19 protein-coding genes and 1 pseudogene are annotated in these 24073 nt (G+C 45.9%); 10 read left to right on the top strand and 10 right to left on the bottom strand.

Translation table 11 applies throughout. From position 1 onward, the window contains the following. Nucleotides 1–214: 214 nt before the first annotated feature. Together rho and trxA are read right to left on the bottom strand one after the other, a co-directional pair. Complete coding sequence (gene rho / locus JMY03_RS10985) at nucleotides 215–1486, bottom strand: transcription termination factor Rho (RefSeq protein ID WP_025646036.1); 1272 nt, start codon at nucleotides 1484–1486, stop codon at nucleotides 215–217. Nucleotides 1487–2000: 514 nt separating this feature from the next. Next, a complete protein-coding gene (gene trxA / locus JMY03_RS10980; protein ID WP_201603712.1) occupies nucleotides 2001–2327 on the bottom strand; it encodes a thioredoxin in 327 nt (108 codons plus the stop codon). Between the two features lie 358 nt (nucleotides 2328–2685). Between trxA and JMY03_RS10975 the strand changes: the two genes are divergently transcribed. Both JMY03_RS10975 and JMY03_RS10970 read left to right on the top strand, forming a co-directional pair. After that, on the top strand, nucleotides 2686–3456 hold the full coding sequence (locus JMY03_RS10975) for an RluA family pseudouridine synthase (protein WP_201603710.1): 771 nt from the start codon (nucleotides 2686–2688) through the stop codon (nucleotides 3454–3456). Between the two features lie 30 nt (nucleotides 3457–3486). Further along, the gene (locus JMY03_RS10970; protein WP_201603709.1) at nucleotides 3487–5130 is read left to right on the top strand and encodes a flavin-containing monooxygenase; all 1644 of its coding nucleotides are present in this window, start codon (nucleotides 3487–3489) and stop codon (nucleotides 5128–5130) included. 8 nt (nucleotides 5131–5138) lie between these two features. Here the strand turns inward: JMY03_RS10970 and JMY03_RS10965 are convergent, their stop codons facing one another. Together JMY03_RS10965 and JMY03_RS10960 are read right to left on the bottom strand one after the other, a co-directional pair. Beyond that, nucleotides 5139–6083, bottom strand: coding sequence for a D-2-hydroxyacid dehydrogenase (locus JMY03_RS10965; protein WP_201603706.1), 945 nt, complete (start codon nucleotides 6081–6083; stop codon nucleotides 5139–5141). A gap of 9 nt (nucleotides 6084–6092) precedes the next feature. Further along, complete coding sequence (locus JMY03_RS10960; RefSeq protein WP_201603704.1) at nucleotides 6093–7085, bottom strand: NAD(P)-dependent oxidoreductase; 993 nt, start codon at nucleotides 7083–7085, stop codon at nucleotides 6093–6095. A 298-nt stretch (nucleotides 7086–7383) separates the two neighbouring features. On the opposite strand from JMY03_RS10960, the gene rapA reads away from it, so the two are divergent. Together rapA and JMY03_RS10950 are read left to right on the top strand one after the other, a co-directional pair. Beyond that, the gene (rapA, locus tag JMY03_RS10955) at nucleotides 7384–10284 is read left to right on the top strand and encodes an RNA polymerase-associated protein RapA (RefSeq protein WP_201603702.1); all 2901 of its coding nucleotides are present in this window, start codon (nucleotides 7384–7386) and stop codon (nucleotides 10282–10284) included. Between the two features lie 323 nt (nucleotides 10285–10607). Continuing rightward, nucleotides 10608–11510, top strand: coding sequence for an acyl-CoA thioesterase (locus tag JMY03_RS10950; protein ID WP_201603983.1), 903 nt, complete (start codon nucleotides 10608–10610; stop codon nucleotides 11508–11510). A gap of 88 nt (nucleotides 11511–11598) precedes the next feature. On the opposite strand, the gene mutY is transcribed toward JMY03_RS10950, so the two are convergent. The 5 genes from mutY to JMY03_RS10925 all read right to left on the bottom strand — a co-directional run bounded on the left by mutY (nucleotide 11599) and on the right by JMY03_RS10925 (nucleotide 15587). After that, nucleotides 11599–12816, bottom strand: a complete 1218-nt coding sequence (gene mutY, locus JMY03_RS10945) for an A/G-specific adenine glycosylase (protein WP_201603700.1) — start codon at nucleotides 12814–12816, stop codon at nucleotides 11599–11601. 139 nt (nucleotides 12817–12955) lie between these two features. Then, nucleotides 12956–13102, bottom strand: a complete 147-nt coding sequence (locus JMY03_RS10940; protein ID WP_201603698.1) for a DUF4357 domain-containing protein — start codon at nucleotides 13100–13102, stop codon at nucleotides 12956–12958. A gap of 50 nt (nucleotides 13103–13152) precedes the next feature. Continuing rightward, on the bottom strand, nucleotides 13153–13536 hold the full coding sequence (locus JMY03_RS10935) for a hypothetical protein (protein ID WP_201603696.1): 384 nt from the start codon (nucleotides 13534–13536) through the stop codon (nucleotides 13153–13155). Nucleotides 13537–13627: 91 nt separating this feature from the next. After that, entirely contained in the window at nucleotides 13628–14581 is a 954-nt protein-coding gene (gene ylqF / locus JMY03_RS10930) for a ribosome biogenesis GTPase YlqF (RefSeq protein ID WP_201603694.1), read from the bottom strand. A 268-nt stretch (nucleotides 14582–14849) separates the two neighbouring features. Continuing rightward, nucleotides 14850–15587 (bottom strand): dienelactone hydrolase family protein, encoded by a 738-nt coding sequence (locus JMY03_RS10925; RefSeq protein ID WP_201603692.1) that lies wholly within the window; start codon nucleotides 15585–15587, stop codon nucleotides 14850–14852. A 264-nt stretch (nucleotides 15588–15851) separates the two neighbouring features. Here JMY03_RS10925 and JMY03_RS10920 point away from each other — a divergent pair, with 264 nt between their 5' ends. Continuing rightward, complete coding sequence (locus JMY03_RS10920; RefSeq protein WP_390880367.1) at nucleotides 15852–16337, top strand: YcgN family cysteine cluster protein; 486 nt, start codon at nucleotides 15852–15854, stop codon at nucleotides 16335–16337. A 44-nt stretch (nucleotides 16338–16381) separates the two neighbouring features. Next, nucleotides 16382–17200, top strand: coding sequence for a hypothetical protein (locus JMY03_RS10915; protein WP_201603689.1), 819 nt, complete (start codon nucleotides 16382–16384; stop codon nucleotides 17198–17200). Nucleotides 17201–17228: 28 nt separating this feature from the next. On the opposite strand, the gene JMY03_RS10910 is transcribed toward JMY03_RS10915, so the two are convergent. Continuing rightward, on the bottom strand, nucleotides 17229–18503 hold the full coding sequence (locus JMY03_RS10910; RefSeq protein WP_201603688.1) for an Lnb N-terminal periplasmic domain-containing protein: 1275 nt from the start codon (nucleotides 18501–18503) through the stop codon (nucleotides 17229–17231). Between the two features lie 298 nt (nucleotides 18504–18801). On the opposite strand from JMY03_RS10910, the gene JMY03_RS10905 reads away from it, so the two are divergent. The 4 genes and pseudogenes from JMY03_RS10905 to JMY03_RS10890 all read left to right on the top strand — a co-directional run bounded on the left by JMY03_RS10905 (nucleotide 18802) and on the right by JMY03_RS10890 (nucleotide 23988). Continuing rightward, nucleotides 18802–19701, top strand: a complete 900-nt coding sequence (locus JMY03_RS10905; protein ID WP_201603687.1) for a CBS domain-containing protein — start codon at nucleotides 18802–18804, stop codon at nucleotides 19699–19701. A gap of 201 nt (nucleotides 19702–19902) precedes the next feature. Then, complete coding sequence (gene lnt / locus JMY03_RS10900) at nucleotides 19903–21480, top strand: apolipoprotein N-acyltransferase (RefSeq protein ID WP_201603686.1); 1578 nt, start codon at nucleotides 19903–19905, stop codon at nucleotides 21478–21480. 133 nt (nucleotides 21481–21613) lie between these two features. After that, complete coding sequence (locus tag JMY03_RS10895) at nucleotides 21614–22081, top strand: hypothetical protein (protein ID WP_201603685.1); 468 nt, start codon at nucleotides 21614–21616, stop codon at nucleotides 22079–22081. A gap of 344 nt (nucleotides 22082–22425) precedes the next feature. Then, a pseudogene (locus tag JMY03_RS10890) lies at nucleotides 22426–23988 on the top strand (peptide MFS transporter). Nucleotides 23989–24073 lie beyond the last annotated feature (85 nt).

The following is a 24073-nucleotide window of genomic DNA, read 5'->3' as shown; positions in this document are numbered from 1 at the left end:
ATTGTTTACATCTGAGGTGTAAGCGATGTGTCTATGCTGTTTCCTTAGTACGACTTTGACTAAACCTACTTGTCAGATGAGCTGTAGTAAGCTAACGGTTTGTACGATGATTCTTCTGCTAATAATAAGCTAGTGCTATCTAAATGGATAAAAGGTATCGCCTAAACTAAAAAAGACCACTATAAAGTGATCTTGTTTAAACACAACGGTTAGGCTAGTTGACTTTAGATTTACGATTCATTTGTTCAAAGAACTCATCGTTGGTCTTCGCCTCTTTTAGGCGCTCAAGTAAGAACTCAGTGGCTTGCACCCCATCCATTGGCTGCAAGAGTTTACGCAGTATCCAGACTTTGCGTAATTTATCTTCATCAAGCAAACGCTCTTCGCGGCGAGTGCCAGATTTTTTGATATTAATGGCCGGGAAAACGCGTTTTTCGGCCAAATCACGCTCAAGGGTGATCTCTTGGTTACCCGTACCTTTGAATTCCTCAAAGATAACGCTGTCCATCTTACTGCCGGTATCGATAAGGGCACTAGCAATAATGGTTAAACTGCCGCCTTCTTCTACGTTACGTGCCGCGCCAAAGAAGCGTTTGGGGCGCTCAAGCGCATTGGCATCCAGGCCACCGGTCAAGACTTTACCGGATGATGGCATCACTGTGTTATAAGCGCGGGCAAGTCGTGTGATAGAGTCGAGCAAGATAACCACGTCTTGCTTGTGCTCGACCAGACGTTTGGCTTTTTCGATGACCATGTCCGCCACTTGTACGTGACGCTGCGGCGGCTCATCAAAGGTAGAGGCAACCACTTCACCGCGCACAGTACGCTCCATCTCGGTGACTTCTTCAGGACGCTCATCAATCAAGAGTACAATCAAATAGCACTCAGGGTTATTGCGAGTGATCGACTGCGCCATCGTCTGCAGCAGCATCGTTTTACCGGCTTTTGGCGGGGCGACGATAATGGAGCGTTGACCTTTACCAATAGGGGCGATCAGATCGATAATACGGCCGGTCAGATCCTCAGTAGTGCCATTACCTAACTCTAATTTTAATTGCTCAGTAGGGAAGAGAGGGGTTAAATTCTCAAAGATAAGCTTATGACGCGAGCGATCTGGGGTGTCAAAGTTAATCTCACCGACTTTTAGTAGCGCAAAATAGCGCTCAGAGTCTTTTGGCGGGCGAATAGTACCCGCAATGCTGTCACCTGTTTTGAGACTAAAACGGCGGATTTGGCTAGGGCTAACATAAATATCATCAGGACCGGCCAAATAAGAGCCTTCTGATGAGCGTAAAAACCCGAAACCATCTGGTAGGACTTCTAATACGCCGTCGCCATAGATGGCTTCGCCATTACGCGCATGGGTCTTTAATATAGCAAAGATAATGTCTTGCTTACGGCTACGCGCCATATTATCGAGCCCCATTTCTTTGGCAATAGCCAAGAGCTCAGAGATTGATTTTTTCTTTAATTCAGTTAAATTCATAGGAAAGTCATTAGCAGGTTATCAGGCGAGAGAGGTCATAAGCAGCACAACCCACGACATTGGTTCAAACAGTATTGAGTATGAGTAGAAGGTGTGCAAAGCATTAGGTTTATATTGTCTTGGATTTTTATATCAGCTCAGCGCCAATCGTAGGATATTACAATAGGGACGCTCACAATGGATATAAAGAAGGTGACATAAGAGTCTTCGATAAAAGCTCAATATCAGTAATTATAGTTGGTAATGGTGCTTAATAATGATAGTTGTGTTTTGCAGTAACAAACACGAGGAGACTTGCGACAAGACGCTTATGAAAAACGGTTGTATTACTCTTGTCAGCAGACTATACGGTTATAGATAGGGGGTTGTCAATTATTTTTGTTAAAAAAAGTCGCTAATCGATTTATTTGTGCAAAAAGTCAGCAAAAAGCCATTATCTGTTATAGATAATGGCTTTTTTGAAGCATAAGCAATCAGTGATCAACTTATTATTACTGTGCTATTTTGGCTCAGTTTATAGATGCTTATCTAAAACTTTAGCCAATTCTGCTTTTGGCTGTAGGCCCATAACTGAATCTACTTTTTCGCCGTCTTTGAAGACAAATAGTGTTGGAATGTTGCGAATACCGAAACGGCTAGCAGCTTGTGGGTTATTATCAACATCAACTTTGACGATTTTGACTTTGCCTTCATAATCGGTAGCCAAATCTTCTAAGATAGGTGCGATAGATTTGCAAGGACCACACCAAGTCGCCCAAAAGTCTACTAACACAAGCGTGTCAGCTTGTAGTACGTCTTTATCAAAGTCGCTATCGGTGGTGTTGACGATTAAATCTGACATAATATGTCTCTCTTTTTATTAAGTTTAAAATTTTATTCTTGGATAAAATATAACCTTATGATAAAACCAATCAAGGCTATACAAGGGTTAGTCGTACCGTTATTAAAGATGATATATTAAAGGTGATGACTAACGCTAATACCCTAATACCAATGAATGAATATCGATATAGTAACATATCTGCTAAATCTTAATAGCGCTCGGCTCGTTAAAATGCTTAACAATTAATATTAGTACAATCAATCGCAACATAAAACAACAGCGCAGAATCTATCAATAGCATCTGCCTATTACCAGTAGTGTGATCTACTGTTCTATAGTTAGTGCTCGCTACCCCTATTTTATAATAAGCTCAATTATGCTCTTTACTGAAGAAGAAACTAACGCTCTTAACGAGCAAGAACAAAATCACCCGCTAGCGTTTTTTCAAGATTTCGCTAAAACGATAACGGTCTTTGAGGACGATGATATCTGGGTGGTTGATAAGCCTGCAGGGCTGTTGAGCGTCGATGGAAAAACCTTAAAGGTAAGTTTGCTTGCTAGGCTTGAGAAGGTGAATCCAAACGTTAAGCTTATTCATCGACTCGATATGGATACCTCAGGACTGCTTATATTTGCCAAAAATGCGGCGGCGCAAACCCATATCAGTAAGCAGTTCATCGAGCGTCTGCCGCAAAAGCTCTATCAAGCTCGCGTGTTTGGGCAGTGGCAACAAGTAGGAGACACAGGTAAGATATCTGCGCCCGTGCGTTATGAGCCAACGCTCAAACCGCGTCATATCGTTGATCCGAATTGGCCAAAGCAGGCCTTGACTCATTATGAAGTGCTCGCGCATGAGTGTCTCAATGCTCAAGGCGCCGGTGCGCAATCTTTAGAGCATAGCGCTGTTACGCAGGCAGACCAGCCGCAAATGGTAACCCGCGTCGCCCTAAAGCCTGTCACGGGTCGCAGTCATCAGCTACGAGTACACATGGTGCACATGGGTCATGTGATCATCGGCGATCCGATTTATGCTGAAGGATCGGCGCTGACGATTGCGCCGCGGCTTAACTTACATGCCCAGCAGCTGCGCTTAAAACATCCGGTGCTAGAAGCTTGGATGGACTGGGAGAGTCCGACGCCTTTTTAATATAGGCCAGTTTGCATAAGGAGAATGGGAATGATCGATATACGGACAACTAAAAAAGCGATAAAAGACACTATTAAAAAACGCTTAAGCGGCCGTGATGCCTCATCAGCCCCGTCTTCAGCTCATCAGGCTAATGGCGCTCAGCAGGTGGACTGCGAGATGCTTATCATCGGTGCGGGCATCGCAGGTATCGGCATGGCGAGCCGTTTGCAGCAGTCGCACAATAAGACTATCTTTGGGCGCAACACCAATCACCAAAAGTCCAATAGTGCTGAGCGCTTTATCGTGCTAGAAAAGCGCGCTGACTTAGGCGGCACGTGGGACTTGTTTAACTATCCTGGTATTCGCTCCGACTCTGATGCGCTAACCTTTGGCTATAGCTTTCGGCCTTGGCTCGATCACAGAATGCTTGCCAAAGGCGAAGATATCAAAAGCTATCTGGCAGATACGGCGAATGAATTTGATGTCACAAAGCACATTCGCTATCGCCATGAAGTTAAGCAGTTATCTTGGTCAAGTGCCGAGCGACAGTGGACGGCAACGGTCAAAAACCATGAAACTGATGAGACTGTAACCTTAACCGCGAGCTTCATCGTCGGCGCTACGGGCTATTATGACTTTGATCAGGGTTATCGACCGCACTTCGAGAGGGAAGAAGACTTTAAGGGTCAGATTGTGCATCCGCAGCAATGGCAGGACGTCGACTATCAAGATAAAAAAGTGCTTATCATCGGTAGTGGTGCCACGGCGGTGACGCTGCTGCCAGCTCTGCTAGATGAGACTGAGGGGCAGACTGCCAGTCAGGTGACTATGTTACAGCGCTCGCCTTCGTACATTGCTAGCGTCGCCGCCGATGATTATGCGATAGGAAATCTCTCAGGCAAGCTCTCGCCTTTATCCAAACCGCAAGCTTACAAAATAGTGCGTGCCCGCAATGTGCTGATGCAACAAGCGACTTATCGCGCCTCACTCTATGCACCAAAACTGATGAAAGCCTTAATGAGCTATGGCGTCAAAAAAGAGCTCAAAGGTAGCGATATCGATATCAAACATTTTTCGCCTGATTATAATCCGTGGGATCAACGCGTTTGCGCCGTGCCTGATAGTGACTTTTTTAAGGTGCTACAAAGCGGGCAGGCAGATATTGTAACTGATGAGATAGAGCGCTTTACCGAGACAGGGGTTTTACTAAAGTCAGGTCAGCAGTTGGGCGCTGATATCATCGTCACAGCAACTGGGTTGAATTTGCAGGTACTAGGCGGTGCTAAGTTAGTCGTTGATGAAGAAGAGGTTGCGATAGGCAAGCGCATGACCTACAAAGCGGTATTGCTCGAGGGCGTACCTAACATGGCAGTGTTATTTGGCTATACCAATGCGTCATGGACGCTAAAGATAGACATCGCCTGTCAGTACGTATTGCGATTGATCAGCTATATGAATAAGCATGATTATCAGGTGGCTGTAGCAAGCGCGCAAACCGCCACTGAGACCGCGCAAACACAAAAGGATACCGTAATGGGAGCTTTGTCGTCAGGGTATGTGGCGCGCGCAAGCAAGGTGCTACCTAAACAAGGCGATCGCTATCCATGGCGAGTAATGAATAACTATCTGCTCGACCGCATGATGCTTAAACACCGCAAAATTGCTGATAAGTGGCTGTATTTTACGCGCTAGTTTTAACCTTAGCCTGTTTTATCAATAAACGCGCTGACTTGCTTGCTCAGTATCCGCCATAGCGTCAGCTGCGCGCTCTCGCTACCCCAGGCATTATGCGGACTAAAGATAACGCGCGGATGATCTTTTAGGCTAAGCAGCGGATCGTCCTCAGTGATAGGCTCAGCTTCAAAGACGTCGCTGGCATAGCCTAATATCTGCTCATTATTCACAGCATTGGTTAGCGCTTGGCTGTCGACAATACCGCCGCGTGCGACATTGACTATTAAAGGCTGCTTTTGCATTTTTGCCAAAGTGTCTTTATTAATTAAGTGTTTGGTGTCCTCGTTTAAGGGGCAATGTAAGCTGATGACATCGGAGCGGGCTAGCACCTCATCGAAAGCGGTATAATCCTCATTGCGCGGCGTTTGGCCTTGATGTTCCGCCCACAACACGGTCATGCCATAAGCGCGGGCAATCTGGGTCACTCGTTTACCGATAGTGCCAACGCCAATAATGCCTAACGTTTTATCTTCCAAATCGATCAGTGGTACATCTAATAGGCAAAAGCCACCGTCATCAGACCAAGAGCCATCAATGACCTTTTGATGGTAGTGGATAGCAGCGCGCATCGCCATAGTCATCAGCATAAAGGTATGCTCTGGCACACTTTTGACCGCGTAACCTGCGACGTTATATAGCGTCACCCCATGCTTATCGCAAGCGTCGCTGTCAACGTTATTCATGCCAGTCGCTGTCAATTGAATCAGCTTTAGCTTGGGCAGATTACTAATCGCCTCAGCGCTAATCTTAATCTTATTGGTAAAGATAATGTCTGCATCTTGGCAACGTTCGACTATAGTTTGAGTATCCTCTGGGCTATCGCTGTAGACAACATAATCGGTGACTCCTGCTGGCGCTGGCAAGTCTAAGTCCTGAGAAAACGTGCCTCTATCCAAAAATACCGCTTTCATACTGCCTCCTTACTTATTTTTCTTATGATTACTGGAGCTATCATTTGATTTTTCATCGGTGTTATTAATAAAGGTGTTAATTTGCTCTTGGACAATCTGCCATAATTTATGATGCGCGTTCTTGCTGCCTGACGCCACGTGCGGGCTAAAGATAACTCGCGGATGCTGCTGCTCTGCCAGTTTAAGTAAAGGATCGTCTGCGGCGATGGGTTCTTTTTCAAAGACATCGGTTGCGTAACCGAGTACTTGCTGATCTTCTATCGCTTGTGCCATAGCCTTAGAGTCGACTACTGCGCCGCGTGCTACATTGACGATCAGCGGCTGTTTGCTCATTTTGGCTAAGGTGTCTTTATTAATTAGATGTTTAGTCTCTGGTGTGAGCGGACAATGTAGGCTGATAACATCGGCGGCGGCAAGCACAGTCTCAAAATCAGTATAATCGTCGCTGCGGGGCTCGACGCCTTGATGTTCAGCCCATAGTACGGTCATGCCAAACGCTTGTGCAAGCTCACTTACGCGCTTACCAATGGTACCTACGCCAATGATGCCTAAGGTTTGCCCCTCGACATCAATCATCGGTGCTTGGTTAATCTGTGAGCTGCGATCTTTACGCCAACTGCCATCAGCGACCTTTTGATGATAATGAATGCCAGCACGTAGCGCATTTAACATCAGCATAAAGGTGTGCTCAGGAACGCTTTTAGCAGCAAAAGCAGAAGCATTGTATAGCCCAACCTTATTTTCCTTGCAGGCCTCTTGGTCTATGGTGTTCATACCACTTGAGCTCAGTTGTATGAGTTTGAGATTAGGGAGCGCCTCAATCACTTCGCGTTCGATCCTCAGGGTGCCGCAGATCATGATGTCGGCATCTTGGCAGCGCTCAATGATTACTTTATTGTCTTGCGGCGTTTTATCAAAGGTGACGTATTCGCTGACCTTTGCAGGCTTGGATAGCTCAAGACCTTCTAAAAATCTGGCTTCGTCGAGTAGTACCGCTTTCATAGAGAGTCCTTTTTAGTTTTAGTTATGAGTAGTCGTTATTTTATAAGCCTCTAATGTAGCATGCCGTAGCAAAAAGCAAAACCAACCTACTAAAGCGAAGACCGCAGCGAGCAGAATGTAAATCCTAAAATAACGGCTGGGTGATAAGCTCTTGAAAAACACAATTAGCGCAACCATCTAACCGCTAACGCTATATAATAGTGCGACTTTGCAGCGACGTTGCTTGTTGCTCATTATCTATAGTGTGACTACTTTCATCTTCTATTTTTATCATTTAAGTACAAAAAGATACCGCCCTATGACTATTTCTGCCGCCTCATTACTCAGTAGCGAATTCGCTGTTGGTCAACGTTATTTATCTGATACCGAGTCTGAGCTTGGTTTAGGTGTGGTGATCGACGTCGATGATCGCTGCGTGCACATTTTGTTTCCGCAAAGCGAAGAGACGCGCGTCTATGCCAAAAACTCTGCTCCGCTCTCGCGCGTGGTATTCAAAATCGGTGATAGCATCGCTGATCAGCAGGGTAATAACTATACCGTTACCGGCGTCGATGAGGTAATGGGCGTACTTAAGTACAGCGTCGAAGATGATGAGCAAGGGGTGGAGGTTAAACCTATTATGGAGACGCGCTTGGCGGCGAATATTACGCTCGCTAAGCCCCTTGAGCGCTTGCTGGCTGGCCGTATTGAGCGTAGTGACTGGTATGATCTGCGCCAAGATATCTTGCGTATGCAGTCGGCATTGGCCGGTCATCCGCTCAAAGGTCTCATGGGCGCGCGCGTCGATATCATTGAGCATCAGCTCTATATCGCCCATGAAGTGGGTAAGCGCCTTGCGCCGCGCGTCCTGCTCGCTGACGAGGTGGGATTGGGCAAAACTATCGAAGCCGGTCTTATTATCCATCAGCAGCTGCTTACCGGTAAGGCTGAGCGCGTATTGATACTCGTGCCCGATAGTTTGCAGTATCAGTGGATGATTGAGCTGCGTCGCCGTTTTAATCTAAACTTTGCGCTATTTGATCTGGTGCGTACGGCGGCGATAAAAGAGCACGACCCTGAACAAAACGTCTTTGCTACTGAGCAATGTATCATCGCCGGTATGGACTTGTTGCTTGATCATGATGATCTGTATGAGCAAGCCATAGAAGCTGGGTTTGATCTGCTTGTCGTCGATGAAGCGCATCACTTGCATTGGGATGAGGCGCAAGGCGGCAATGATAAATACGAGCTCGTCGCTGACTTTGCTAATGAAACGCCAGGGGTGATGCTACTCACTGCCACGCCAGAGCAATTGGGCGCGCAAAGTCATTTTGCCCGTCTGCGTCTGCTTGATCCCAATCGCTTCGATGATTTGGATGCGTTTATTGAGTCCCAAGATGCCTTTGCCGAAACTGCGGCAGTTGCCAATATCTTGATAGAAGATAAGCCTTTGAGCTCCAATCAGATTGAAGCTTTAAGCGGCCTACTCGATATCAGCACCGAGGAGTTGGCAAACATCAATGAAGATGAGAAGCTGCGTAATTATGCCCTCAATGAGCTGTTAGATCGTCATGGGACGGGGCGGGTGTTATTCCGTAATACGCGCGAAAGTGTCAAAGGCTTCTACGGCCGTAGCAGTCAGTCGCATCCATTGCCGCTGCCTGAGGCTTGGATAGACAGCTATCAGACCACAGGTAAACTGCGCGAGCAGCTATGGGGCGAAGAAAATCAGCCCGATGGTGGCTGGCTTGAAGACGACCCACGCGTGCCTTGGCTGATCGATATCTTAAAAGGCGAGCTGAAACAAGAAAAAGTATTACTTATTGCCCGTAGTGGCGCGACAGTTGAGAGCTTAGAGGCGGTACTGCGTTTGCATGCCGGTATCAAGACCGCTATCTTTACTGAGCAGATGACGCTGCTTGAGCGTGACCAAGCTGCGGCGTTTTTTGCTGATAGAGAAGGGGCGCAAATACTACTGTGCTCAGAGATTGGCTCAGAAGGTCGTAACTTCCAATTTGCAAGCCAGCTGATACTTTGGGACTTACCGGCCAATCCTGATACTTTAGAGCAGCGCATTGGCCGCTTGGATCGTATCGGCCAGACGCAGCGGATTACACTGCATGTGCCTTATGTGGAGAGCACGGCGCAAGAGCGTCTGTATCACTGGTATAACAGCGCGCTCAATATATTCAATCAGATATCGCCAACAGCGCAAAGCGTGCAAGAGGAGTATATTCAGACCTTAAAGCCGCTGTTAGAAGGCGCAGATACCGCGGATAATCAGCAAGCGCTACAAGCGGTTATCGCTGAGGCGAAGCAGACGCGTTTAGGCTTAGAGGCTCAGCTACAAGCAGGCCGCGACCGCCTACTTGAGTATAACTCGTGCCGTCCGCGGGTGGCCTCGCGTATCAAAAATGCGATGGTGGATTTTGATAGTCATAATCTACTGCCGCAATTCGTCGAGCGTTTTTTGGCGTCCGCGAATATCGATCATAGCGTACAGCGCGATGGCTCATGGGTGATTGCGCCGATCGATAGTAATGAAGTCAATGAGTATATGGAGAGTTTACCACTCGGCGAAGATGGCATGAGCTTGACCTTCGAGCGCAAGCTGGCTTTGCAGCGCGAAGAGATTGATTTTATTACTCATGAGCATCCTTTGATGCGCGCTATCTATGAGCTGGCGAGCACCAGCACCTTTGGTAATACTACTGTCGGTATGCTAAAGAGCGCCGCAATGCCGCAGGGCACCGTACTGCTTGAGATTAACTTTCGGGTCGAGACTATCGCGCCAAAAGTACTCAATCTGCCTGCAACCTTGCCGACACAAAATATTCGGGTGTTTATGAGTGAGCAGGGCGGCGATTTATCAAGTCGTATCAGCGCCGAGATGATTATGCCGCATATCGAGCGTTTAGATAACAATCGAGCGCGGCAAGTGATTAAGGCGCGCGGTGATGTTATCGAGCAGCGCTACTATGACGCTGAAGATATCGCCCGTGCACAGCTGGCTGAAATAGGAGCGCAGGCAAATAGCCGCTTTACTCAGCAGTGGTCACGTGAGATCAAGCGTCTCAAGCACTTACAAACCATCAATCCTAATGTGCGTAGCAGCGAGATTGAGCGCTTAGAGCAGCTGCAAGCCCAAGGCGAGCAGGCCCTAGCGAGTCTATCGCTAGTACCTGACTCTATCCGGATTTTGGTGGCAGTAAAGCCCTAGTCTAAGCTGACGGGATTATAAAAAGGGGTGCTCAGTAGCGCCTCTTTTTTGTATTAAGGTTTAGCACGAAATAAAATAGAGCCAAGGAGCGGTATAGAATCCATTTATGGAACTGGCAGAGACTATTTTTTAGGCGATACAGTCATCATAATAGCCGCTGAGTCATATGACATCACTGGTCAAAAATCTCGTTATTGGTTACTATGTTTAACTTTTAATAAACTTTCTAAAGTGATCATTTTTACTAACAAGTATTGTCATCTAAAGCGAAAATGTTTGTTAGTAGAAATATTAGAATAAGGAAAATAAGCGTCATGTCTGATATGTTTGATAACTCGCAACTTATCGACGAGCTGTTAGCGACAGTCGCACTCACTGAACTCAGCCCGGATGTTTTTGAAGGCGCAAGCCACGATTATGTGGGCTCACGTATCTTTGGCGGACAAGTGCTCGCGCAAGCAATTATGGCAGCGTCTCACACCTTGAATGAGGACAAGCCTTGCCATTCACTGCATGGGTATTTTTTGCGTGGCGGCGATATCAAGCAGCCTGTCATCTACCAAGTGCGCCGCTTGCGAGACGGTCGTAGCCTATCCGCGCGAGAGGTGACGGCGATTCAGTACAAGCAAGTAAAAGGCAAAGAGCCTATAGAGCAAGTGATATTTTCGATGATAGCGTCGTTCTCGCCTGCTGAGGAGGGGCTTGAATATCAAGAGAGTATGCCAGTGTATCCGCCGCCAGAAGACTTAGCTTCAGAGCAAGAGCTAAAAGACGAGCACGTCGGCAAAGTACCAGACGCGCTCAAAGCACGGTTTATGCGTCGTCGTCATGTCGAGATCAAACCGGTCAAACCGCGCGATCCGATCAACCCAACGCCTATGAAACCTAAGCAGGCCAACTGGCTACGTATTCGCGAGCTTGGCAATCAGCCTGTCGCTATTCAGCAGGCATTATTAGCGTTTTCGTCGGACTTTTATTTAGTGGGTACGGGGCTGATGTCGCATGGTGTCAGCTTTATGACTAGCGGCCTACAAGCGGCGAGTATCGATCACTCCATGCATTTTCATCGTCCGTTCGATCTCAATGATTGGCTACTCTATGATATGTGGAGCGACACCACTTCTAGCTCTAAAGGTCTTAATCATGGTCAGTTTTGGCAAGACGGTAATCTCGTCGCTACCGTGCAGCAAGAAGGGCTGATGCGTCTGCGAGTGCCAAAGTCTTAGTTGGCAGAAGTCTTTATTAAAGATAGATTTTTTAAACATCTAGTTTAAGATGCTGGGCTAAAGCGCCAGCCTACGGTTGAGCTTAATTTCAAACCTCAATAATCTTAATCATTGCGCGCGGTAGACCGAGACTATCGCGCGCTTTTTGCTGCCCTAACCACTTAAACTCTATATCGGCAGCGTTTAACCTATCTTTTAATTCTGTAATCTGCTTATTATCAACAACCACTCTTTGCGGCTGCAAATACCAATGAAAATGAGTCAGTGAGTGCTTAATAGGCGCATCATCAAGTAACGTATTACTAACAGGTTTGGCGACCAACTTATTCTCAATTAGCCACTCATAAATGATTTGCTCAGAAGTGGTAAATTCGCTCTCGTAGATTTTTTCATTGCTACTGACGTTCAGGTTTTGCGTCCCAGTCATGATTTTGCTATTAGTATCACCCTCTACCTTTTCGACAAATTGTAATGGCAAGCTCCATAGGCCACCCCAAATACCATTGTCAGGACGCTGTAGCCAGAGGATATCTCCTTGTGCGTTTTCAATAATAAGCGCATTGCTAAATTTGCTCGGCTTGGGCTTTTTCTTTGCCTTTACCGGATAATCAGTCTCGCGCCCCTCAGCGTGTGCCAAACAATCGGCTTTTAATGGACATAGCTGACAGTTAGGATTACGGCGCACGCATAAAGTCGCGCCCATATCCATCATCGCTTGTGCGAATAGTCCTGAGTTATCCTTTGGCGTTAACCGCTCTGCCAAAGCCCAAAGCTGTTTGGTGGTGACAGATTTGGTGATATCACCGTCAATAGCTGCCCAGCGTGTCAGTACGCGTTTGACATTACCATCGCAAATGACGCCATATTTATGCAGCCCCATTGCCATAATTGCGCCAGCAGTCGATGGCCCAACGCCTGATATCGCCTCCCAACCTACTAACGTTTGTGGATAGTCGCCCGTCTCATTGATTATCTCAACCAACTGCTTTGCGCCTTTGTGCAAATTTCGTGCCCGCGCATAGTAGCCCATCCCTGCCCAGTGCTCGGCGATCACCTCCCAATCCGCTGCTGCTAAATCCTGCACGGTCGGAAACGACGCCATAAAACGCGCAAAGTAGGGCAGTACAGTGGTCACTTGCGTTTGTTGCAGCATGACTTCGGACAGCCAAACGATATAAGGATTGGGCGTGTCGGTTTGGTGCTGCTGCCAAGGTAAGTCGTGGCGTCCGTCAGTTTTGAACCAGTCTAATAGACGGGGTGCGAAGGTGTTTAGAGCTGAAGCAGATTGAGAAAATTTGGTAGGCAAGTGTATTCCTTGTAGGTCGTCAACTAGTCTTGGCAGGTAGGGTGCGCCTCGCACACCGACAATGAAGAGTTTGCTGATATTAAAGGTAATTTAGCTATTCGTATATGAGGTTCACTAGGCACGATATAAAGGTATTTGACTAACGGTAAACGCTGTCTAAAGTTTTACCCGCTTCGTTTTTCCATTCAATCCAGCCATTTGTCGAGCGTCCTGAGACTAATGAGCTAGCTCCGCGAGGATTACCTTTGGGTAAATAGATTTGAATGGTCTTAGCGGATGGAATCATAGTCGTCTTTATTAAAATAAAATTTTAAAAATGTAAGTATTCCATAGCGATTAATCTTTATAAAGTTTTGAGATACATGGTCTTTCGTACAGATTAACATCAAGATCATAGTCTGGAGTAGCTTCACATCCATAAGCAATATTGCCATTTTTATCTAACTTAATTATAGAATCTCCAATGACTTTAAAATAGGTTTCGTCTTCATCTGAAGCCATTGAGTCACTATACATACCTCTATAAACGGTATAGCTAAAACGCTTACCAAACATTGCGATATCAGTAGCACCATCCTTCTGTATTTTAATCAATCCATTGTTATCATTGCCGCCTTCAAAATTAAAAATACGTTCTCCCGTAAATGGAAGATTTGTATTTGCATAAGAAAAGCTGCTAATCATAAGCAGACTAAGTAGTGGCATTAATTTTTTTAACATTCTATACATCCTTATTTTTTATAAAAAATTGAAGACTCACAAGTAAAACTCTTTAGTGCTATCAATTTTGTCACTGATAATTAAATATAGCCTACTTCCGATTCTTCCGAGCCCGCTTTTTACGCATTCTCTTTTCCTCAAGCTTGGCTTCTTTTTTGGCTTCAGCAGCGAGTCGCTGTTCCGCCACGACTTTCTCTTCTGCTGCCATCATCTCAGGCGTCTCAAGGCTGATGCGACCGAGCGTACCACTGCGCAGCTCATTGATGAGTATCTCTGACATGCGGTAGGTATCGACGATACCGCCTTTTTTGAGTAGGCCGCGATTGCGTCCCGCTACTTCAAAAAACTCCCAATCGGTTGTTGGTAGATTTTCAACTTTGTAGCGCGACTTTAGTAGTTCAGGATAATCAATGATCAAATACTCTGCGGTGTAGCCTGCGACATCGGCGAAGTCAAAGGCAGTATCACGAATGCCGCCCGTCGCCGCTAAGCGATAGCCTGAATGTTCGTTTTCAACTTTTGGCCAGAGCATGCCGGGGGTGTCATAGAGCATAATGCCGCCATCGAGTTTTATCAGTTGCTGTGACTTGGTGACCGCAGGCTCGTTGCCCGTCTTTGCAACCGAGCGACCGGCTAAGGTATTAATCAAGGTTGATTTGCCAACGTTCGGAATACCCATAATCATCGCTTTGATTTGCCGGCCGGACTCTGCTTTACCCGGCATCATTTTTTTGCACAGCTCAATAATTTTATGGACGTCATCGGCTTTATTATCATCAAAAGCAATCGCTTTGACACCATTTTGCGCCTCAAAGTGATCAAGCCATATTTGCGTGCGCTCGGGGTCGGCGAGGTCAGCTTTATTAAGGATTTTGATCACGGGTTTTTGACCGCGCAGAGCAGCAACCATAGGGTTCTCGCTGCTATAAGGAATACGTGCATCAATGACTTCGATGACAATATCCATCTCTGGCATGATTTCTTTGACTTCGTTACGGGCTTTATTCATGTGCCCGGGGAACCACTGAATCGTCTCTTTGACCATTGTTTTACTACCTTTTTAAATTGATGACTCTCTAAAACGGAATGCTAAGCCAAGCTGTTAGCGGTTTGTTTTTATAATGGCGTTAAGTTTACTATACAATGAGAAGCTGAGTCAGGCTAAAGTAAGTCTATAGGTTTTGGCCGGTTGTAGGTGATAAGTCATATTTTATAAAAGGCGTTACCTTGTGAAAAGCAGAGCATAAAAAAGCGGAGCATGACATGCATGCTCCGCTTTTCGGCGTATTATATGATTGGCTTTAAAAGTCCAATTAGCCTAGATTCGCTTTCATAAAGTCTAGCATTTTATTCCAGCTGTCATTCGCAGCTTTCTCGTCGTAGCCCAAGTCGATATCATTTTTGGCAGCGCGCTCATCGGCATGCGGGTTGGTGAAGCCATGCTTAGCGCCCTCATAGACATCGACGCTATAGTCAGCACCAGCGTTGTCCATCTCTTTTTTGAAGTCCTCAACGGCGTCCATAGAGACCATACTATCATCACCGCCATGAGCGACTAGTACTTTGGCATTGAACTTGTCATCGGCTGCTTGCTTAGGCGCTAGGTTGCCATGAAAAGTCGCAACTGCCTTGAGCGGCATGCCAACGCGCGCCATATCTAATACGACTTTACCGCCGAAACAAAAGCCAATAGCGCCTAAGTTATCCCCATTTACTCCTAGCTGATCGCCAAAGTCATTCAAAATCAAACGGCAACGATTCATCAGCATGTCTTGGTCCGCGAGCACTTGTTCCATCCACATATTTGCCATCGACGCCTCTGTGGTCAGTTTGCCTTCGCCATAAACGTCCATCGCGACTGCTGCATAGCCCGCTTTGGCTAGACGTTCAGCCACTGACTTGGGATGATCTACGACGCCCCACCATTCTGGGGCGACTAGAATGCCAGGTACTGGACTGTCGTTTGTGGCTGTTTCTGGAAGAGCGACATAGCTGATCAGCTTAACGCCGTTTTCGGTGGTACTGATTAATTCCAAAGTCTTAATTGACATATTATTGTCCTTATTATGTTGTGAGTGTTAGTTGTACTTATCGCGTGATTTATGAGGTTGCTTTTTCACTACTCAACCACCTTAACGCCCATAGCGGACAAAAACAGCTATAATACTGTAACGCAATTTATCAAAATGGTTTTCATTGAAAACTTTAGCAACTATAGCGAGTCTATGAGGTTGAATGTGTTATCAAACCCCAAAGCAAAACATCAAAACAAAGCCGAGCAGCAAGCAGAGTTGGCCGCTAATGCCAGTGTGCAAGTGGCAGACACTTTACGCCCACAGTTTTGGTCACGCTTTCGCCTCGATGAGCTGAATCATAGCGAATGGGAAGCGCTGTGCGATGGCTGCGGCTGTTGCTGCTTGATTAAGTATATCGACGAGGACGAGCAGGGCGAGGTGGACGAAGCGTTGGTTGAATATACCGATGTCGCCTGCCAGCTGATGAACTGTGAAACGGGCTACTGTCAGCATTATGAGAGCCGTCAAGAGTACGTGCCCGACTGTATTCAATTGACTATCGATAAATTGCCAAAGATGATGTGGCTACCATCGCACTGCGCCTATAAGCGCCTGTATAAAGGACAGGCGTTGCCAGAGTGGCATCTATTACTGACGAAAGATGCCGTAGCGACTCAGCAGCAAATGCGCGCGGCAAATATAGGCGTTGCGGGGCGCTGCATCTCTGAGGTTGGCATCTCTGATGAAGAAATGGAAACGCGCGTGGTTAATTGGGTACAGCCTTAAAGCTTATTTTTTGCAAATATACCGTTTTTATATAAGGATAAAATATGAACCGAGCTGAGTTGAGAGCTTATTTGATTATTTCAGCTGGTTTATTATTAAGCGGCTGCTCAAACATTGAGTCTTTTAAAGCTTCTGATAGTCAAAGAGCAATGAGTCAAGAAACGCTTAATCAAAAAATAGTGATTACTCCAACTCAACATGATGCTATGACAGCTAAACAACAACCTTTTATCTCAGTTGATTGGCAAAATGTAGAAGAACTTGCTGGGCAGGCTTATCAGAATAAGTCAGTAGAGGAGCTACTGTCTCATAATGACTTAAACTGGGAAGATAGCGACCCAAATGATTTATCTTATGCTAGAGAGTTTAAGGTATCTGTCACTGAAGCTAGACGAAGACTGAGGTTAATGAGTTTAAGTTCTAAAGTTATGAATGCTGTTGAGGAGGATTTGGGCGAGGCGTCATTAATGTCGTATTACATTAATGACGATCCTAATGAGTTTCGAGTAGGGGTGACCACTTTAAATAATGTACTAGCAGAACGCTACGTTTATAAGTTTAAGCACTCAGGGTCAGTAGACTACTCATTACCCATTTACATTTATCCTATTAGTGACAAAACCTTAGTGCAAATTAATCAACTTATAGCAGATGCAACCCCTAAGATATTAAAACGCTATCCACATACGTGGATGACTCATTATGATCCAGTTAAAAATTCGGTTGATATTTTCATATCATTTCATCCCTCCAAACTGCCAAATGAGACTGAACGTCAACTTATAGAAGCTGAGCTAACGAGTATCATTGGGTATCAAGTAGCTCTAAAGATTAATGTAGCGACGTACTCTTATAGAAAGTAATACGTCAACCAACCCTTCATTAAATCCTTTATTCATTAGAAACAACAGCCATTGACTGAGCACCATTCTCAGCCGCTATTTTTGAATCAGCCAGTGGTGGTATCGGAATATCTTGACGAATTTGCCGAGAGAACTCATAGCTATTGGCTATAGAGTGCAGGTTATTGAAGCCCATAGATTTTGGATTAATATGGGTGCGCTCATACCACGTATCCATCGACCAAGGCTGGTTTTGCTTTTCAGGCGCAGCGTCCAGCATGCCGACATCATATAGATAGTTTGGTAACCAACCAGAGACCCAAATTCGATAATCCCACGGCAGCCGCTCACCACTGACGATACGCGCCATATAAAATATAATATTGGTACAGTTCGTGGTAAAAGTATTGTACCAAGACGGCTTAGCCACTAGCTCATCAGCAGCTTTTAGATAAGACTCAAACAGTGCCTTAACCTCGTGCTTTTGCAGATGACTGATCGGAAATAAGTAAACTTGCTCGCCGCGAGCATTACTCCGCGTATAGATAATATCACGCTCCTCGCTAGCGATAAGACTGAGCTCAAAGCGCCGAAAAAACCCAGCAAAAGCAGAAAAAGACTCATCGTCTTCTTTACGAATCTCAAAGGAAAAAGCGAGCGGTCTATCATCCTCAAAGCGAAAGCTCACTAAAGTATGCGCAATCAGCGGCCCCATCCAATATGAGTTGGTCACATCAATGCCTGATAACTTTGACATATCTACCGTACGCGTCTCCCAGCGCTCGTTCGCTAAAATCTCTGCAGCGCCGTCAGTCTCTTTCTCTGCAAGATACCAATCAAAGTTACGCACCTTATAAAAGGTAATCAGATTAGGATTATTAGCATTACGAGTGTAGGACAGCACCTCGCTAACTTCTGGCTGCCAGTCGCGATCGCTTTTGGCCTCGATAGAAAAATACCAGCCGACGCCTACTAGCCAGAGCCCGCTATATAACATAGCCAAAAATTTACTTAGTTTTTTGGTTCTAAGCGTCTTATTAATGATTTTATTTGCCAGTGTTGGAGCGTACTCTAGCATCGTTATCGAGGCTAAAAGACCCACGATAAAGACACTTGCCAGCCAAGTAATAGGGCTGAACGTACCGAACTGATACCAAAGCGCTAATAATAGCCAAAGTGCCGACAGCATTAAGGCCACGACGATAAAAAAGCGCAAGATACGATATAGCCAGCTTGTAGGATTAGCCAAAGTTTTGGTATTTGTATCGCCATGAGTTTGGCGACGCGGCGCTAATAGCCGAGAGAAAAAGGAGCGACGAGACATAAGAGTGAACTACGTAAATGAAGGCTTTGACCATAGCAAAGTTTATAACACACTGACAGTACAATTTGGATAAATTTGTCGTTGAATGTCGCTTTACCTTGGGATAAAGTGAAGCTAAATAGGCTAGTGTTTTATGCTATCGCCGAATCGTTGTTTTTATTTACAATTTTATCCCCATGTATACTCGGTTGAGTAAAAATTTTGTAGTCGCTGTTTTGCTATTAGTAATTGTAATAGCAGTCACTTAAATAGCCATTATTTCCCTGTCCATGAACTTAAGAGGTTAACTCACATCACTATGTCTGATGATGCTCCCAGTCCGAGTAGTTGGTCGATGCGCGGCTTAAAACGCTGGCTATCGACCGCTCCTGAAACCCGCGATGAATTGATCAGCTTGGTGCAGCAGTCGCGCCAGTTCTTAGAGCCTGATACGGTTGATATGTTAGAAGGCGTATTAGATCTACCAGCGACGCAAGTGCGCGAGATTATGACCCCGCGCCCGCAAGTGATAGGCCTGCACGAAAGCACGAGCCTCAAAGAGGTCATGGATATTATTCTTGAGACCACCCACTCACGCTACCCTGTATTTGACAGCCAAGATGATGATGCGGTTATTGGTATTTTATTAGCCAAAGATTTAATCCCTATCTTAGTGCATATGATGCGGGACCAAGAAGAGAAAATCGATAGTAAGCGTCTCAAAGATCTAGTGCGTCAGCCCTTATATATTACTGAGACCTCGCGCTCTGATACCTTACTGCGCTCCTTACAGCGTACGCAGGTGCATATGGCAATCGTCGTCGATGACTTTGGTAACTTCGCAGGCGTCGTGACTATGGAAGATTTGTTAGAGGAAATCGTTGGTGATATCGTCGATGAGCATGATGATTTCGATGAAGATAGCGACATTAATAATATTGTCGCACATCCAGAAAAGCCAAATACTTGGCGGGTGCAAGCCTCTACCGTGATTGAGGACTGTAACGATGAGCTAGGTAGTCACTTCGACGATACGGACGTCGATACGATGGGCGGACTTGTGATGCAAGCGCTGGGATACGTCAGCGACTTAGAAGGCGAGAGCGTCACTATCGATGATTGGCAGATTACTATCACCGATGTCGATGGCCGCTCTATTAATGATCTTGAAGTGACCAAAACCAACGCCGACTCTCATATCCTCATAGGTAGCCATTAGCGTTAATGCAGGCAGCCATTAGCGATAAAGGGCGCAAGCTAAGCGCTTCTTTTGTCGTTTAAAAAACACGATTGCGGTCGTGTTTTTTGCTTTTTTACCCTTTTATGATGACAGGCTGTTATTATGAGCCCATTTAATTTACAACCGTCATTGATAGCCTCTCATCATAGGCTTAAAAATTTAGAACTTGGATAATTTGCTATGCGTCTGTCTACTGATGATTTACAAAAGCGTTTAAAGCCCAAACAGGCTTATCAGATACCACTTGGACTTACCGCTATCATTGCCGCTTTGGCAGGAGCGATATTTATATTTGCGCTCGCGCCTTACGGCTTTTGGCCGATTGCTTTTGTCTCGCCAGCGATTTTGTATGCGCTTCTATTGCCAAAGATGAGCGGCAAACGTGCTTTTATTATCGGTGAAGCTTATGGTACTGGGCTGTGGTGCGTTGGTGCCTTTTGGTTATTTACCTCTATCAATGACTATAGTGAGACGCCGACATGGCTGGCACTGATTTTGATTGCGTTGATGGGTTTGGGGATGGGGCTGTTTCATGGCTTCTTAGCGCTGATATTTAATCGCTTCGTTGGTCGTCAGCCTTTCTCGTTTGCGGCGCTTTGGATCTTACAAGAGTGGCTGAAGACTTGGTTATTTACCGGTTTTCCTTGGCTATTCTTAGGTTACGCCTTTACCGAGCAGTACTGGCTATCCTCGTTGGCGCCAGTAGCTGGCGTGTTTGCTGTCTCTTTTGTGGCAGTATTGCTCGCGGCAAGTGCTGTCGAGCTGATGCGTCGCCGCGCCGGTTACCTTATCGTGTCATCGGTATTATTGTTATTAAGTGTTGGCTTATGGCTGATTAATCCGCAATGGACTAAACCTAAAGGTACCCCAGATCTGTCGGTGTCCTTGATTCAGGGTAACATTCCGCAAGATATGAAGTGGCTGACTGAGTATCAGTTTGAGACTTTGAAGATTTATGCCGGATTGACGCGTGATGAGTGGGGCCGCGATCTTGTGATTTGGCCGGAGTCGTCTATTCCGATGTTTCAGACTGAGGCGGTAGGCTTTATCAGTGAAATGGTAAAAATGGCTAAGGAGACCGATACCACTTGGGTGACCGGCATTCCTTATAAGGATGAGGCCGCTTTTGATCCAGCGACGCAGAGCTATCCGCCGTTTTATAATAGTGTAATCGCGCTTGGCAGCGACGCGCAGGGCATGTATAAAAAGCAGCGCTTAGTACCGTTTGGTGAGTATATTCCGTTTCAGGGGATGCTCGATATTTTGCCCAGTCTTGCTGGTAGCCAAGAGATATTGAGCTATAGCCGCGGCGGTCCTCAGCAGTCGCCATTGCAAGTCCGTGGGCACGACTTAGGCGCCGCGGTCTGTTATGAGGTCGCTTATCCAGATACCACGCGCCGCAATGCTATTGGCACAGATTTTTTATTGACGATATCTAACGACGCTTGGTTTGGGACTTCAGCAGGCCCGCTACAGCATCTACAGATGGTACAAATGCGCTCGCTAGAAAACGGCCGTTGGTTTATGCGCGCGACCAATACAGGCGTGACCGCCATCATCAATCATAGAGGGCAAATCGTTGAGCGCGCACCGCAGTTTGAGCGTACAGTACTGCGCGGCGATGTCCAAGCGCGCGTGGGCAACACCCCTTTTATGGTGGTCGGTCATTATCCTATTTTAATAATTATAGCGTTATTATTGGGCCTAAGTTTCGCCAGTAAGCGCTCGATCACTAGGACGCGGCCCAAGCGTAGTTAGTCAAGTCAGATAAAAATGAACGGTCTGACTAGTAATAATACCTTTAATTGGTTAAGGGATTTAACAAACCGCTATAAATTGCGATATAATAGCTCAATATTTCACATATTCTTTGTTGTAAGGTAGATAAGCTATGTCAGAGCATGTTGTTAATAACAATCCAAAAAAAGAGTTGCTATTTGCCTTAGGCGGCATTGGCTTATTTTTAGGCATCGTGTTACTCATTGGTATTTCTGCATTTTTGCGCCCAGCGGGTGAGCATATTACTGCTGAGCCTACTGAAGAGTCAGTCGCAGCTGATGAAGCGGCAGTGATTGCAGCTGAAGCCGACACAGAAGAGGCAACAGTCGCTGAGCCAGTCGCAACTGATAATGCCGATGCTAGTATTGGCGCTGGAGAGGCCGCGGCGGATACGGCTGCTGATGCAACGACTACGCCGACTCCTAGTAGTAATGATGCTGTTATCGCTACCGGTTCAGCTACCGCGACTGCTGATGGCACGGTAGACCAAGCAGCGGCAGCTGATGCAGACTTGACTGCAGAACAAGCCGATGGCGATGCCGACGCTACTGTTGATGCTGAAGAGACTGCTGCCGAGTAAAGCCAAGTTATCGTCATTTATACTTTAATCATTTATGATGATAAATGAGTCAGCACGTTTATAACAAACGCTGCCAATATCGATAACGCTGCTGAGTGGATCTGTTTCGGTACAACCGATCATCAGCCTTATCAAAAGTACGCCTTACTACTGAGATACAAGCTTGCATAATGCCCTGTTCTTCGATGAGAGCAGGGTTTTTTTGTGGGTATTTGTGTAATTATTGAGCAATGACTTGTTTACTCGAATTTATACAAATGAAACAATATTGCGCTTATATGACCATTAGTCGTCATTATTAATCACTTCGTTATATATAGAGTGCTTTTTGAAGGAATAGAAGTATGAGCAAAACATCAAAAACTCAGGGAAGTGACGCTGAGCTGGAAGCGCTAGAAAACGGCTTTATGGGACATCCTAAACCCTTACGTCCGCTATTCTTCACTGAAATGTGGGAGCGGTTTTCTTATTATAGTATTCGGCCACTTTTAGTCTTGTTCATGGTGGCCACTGTGGGTAGTGGCGGTTTTGGTTTCGATGAAACGACCGCTTCTGCTATCTATGGCATCTTTGCTGGGTCATTGTATTTGGCAGCCGTTCCTGGCGGCTGGCTGGCAGATAACTGGCTAGGACAAGAGCGTGCCTTGTAGTGGGGGAGTATCATTATTGCGCTAGGACATCTGTCTATTGCCTTGTCCGCCATGTTTGGTATGACCCTGTTTTTTGTCGGTCTCATTTGTATCGTCTTAGGGTCAGGTCTATTCAAGACTTGTATCTCAGTCATGGTCGGCGCGCTATATCCTGAGGGTGATGTACACCGTGATAGTGGCTTTACCATATTTTACATGGGTATCAATATAGGCGCGTTACTCGCGGCGCTTATCGTAGGCGTGTTCAAAGAGCAAGGCATGTGGCATATCGGTTTTGGGGTCGGCGGCCTTGGCATGCTAGCCTCACTACTTATATATCGTTTTTCAGCGCGAAAAACACTAGCCTACTATGCACAAGCCAAAAACATCACTCCTGAATGGAAGCGCGCTAATGATAATCACAAAAACATAGGTCGCTGGGTCACTGGATTTTTGGGCCTTCTCGCAGCTGTGGTTATCTTAGTGGCTACTGGGATTATGCCGTTCAATCCTGAACAGGTAGTGACTTATATGACCTATATCATCGCAGCTGTGGTGATAGGGTATTTTGCTATCTTGTTCGTTTTACCGAAGTTTGATAAAACCGATAAGCTGCGTTTGCTGATTTGTTTTATTCTGATTATCGGCTCAACGCTGTTTTGGTCAAGCTTTGAGCAGCAGCCGACCTCCTTTAACTTGTTTGCCGATAACTATACTGATTTGGATGTATTAGGGTTTCAAGTTCCGAGCATTTGGTTCCAATCGCTAAACCCACTGTTTATATTATTACTTGCGCCAATTGTGAGTATTATATGGGTCAAGCTCGGTAATAGAGGAGTTGAGCCTAGTAGTATGGTGAAGTTCGCTCTTGGTATGCTCTTAGCAGCAGCAGGCTTTGGGCTGATGATTCTAGCGTCTAAGAGTATTTTAACCAATGAGGGCAGCTTGGCTTCGCCTTTATGGTTAGTTGGTAGTCTTTTATTATTGACGCTTGGCGAATTGGCGCTTAGTCCTGTCGGTTTATCTTCTATGACTAAGCTGGCTCCAAAAGGGATGCAAGGGCAGATGATGGGGTTATTCTTTGCCTCTTTAGCGATGGGTAACTTGGTTGCTGCATTCTTTGGTGGATATGTGTCGGCAGACAAGATCGAAGGGTTGCCCGGTCTATTTACCACGATGACTATCTTCTTGGTAGTAACAGCAGTGATTTTGTTGCTATTAGCCAAACCGATCAACACTATGCTCAAAAAGAGCGAGCAGGCGGATGCCAAAGTTTAATGGCCGTGACGCGTAGTACTCATAAGTAGCGCTGATAATCAGTCAGTCGCTACTCAAAAGAGCATCAGCCAAAACGTGTTACCTT

The sequence above is a fragment of the Psychrobacter submarinus genome (genome assembly GCF_904846685.1).
Lineage (GTDB): Bacteria > Pseudomonadota > Gammaproteobacteria > Pseudomonadales > Moraxellaceae > Psychrobacter > Psychrobacter submarinus.
This window is presented reverse-complemented; position numbering and strand designations above follow the sequence as displayed.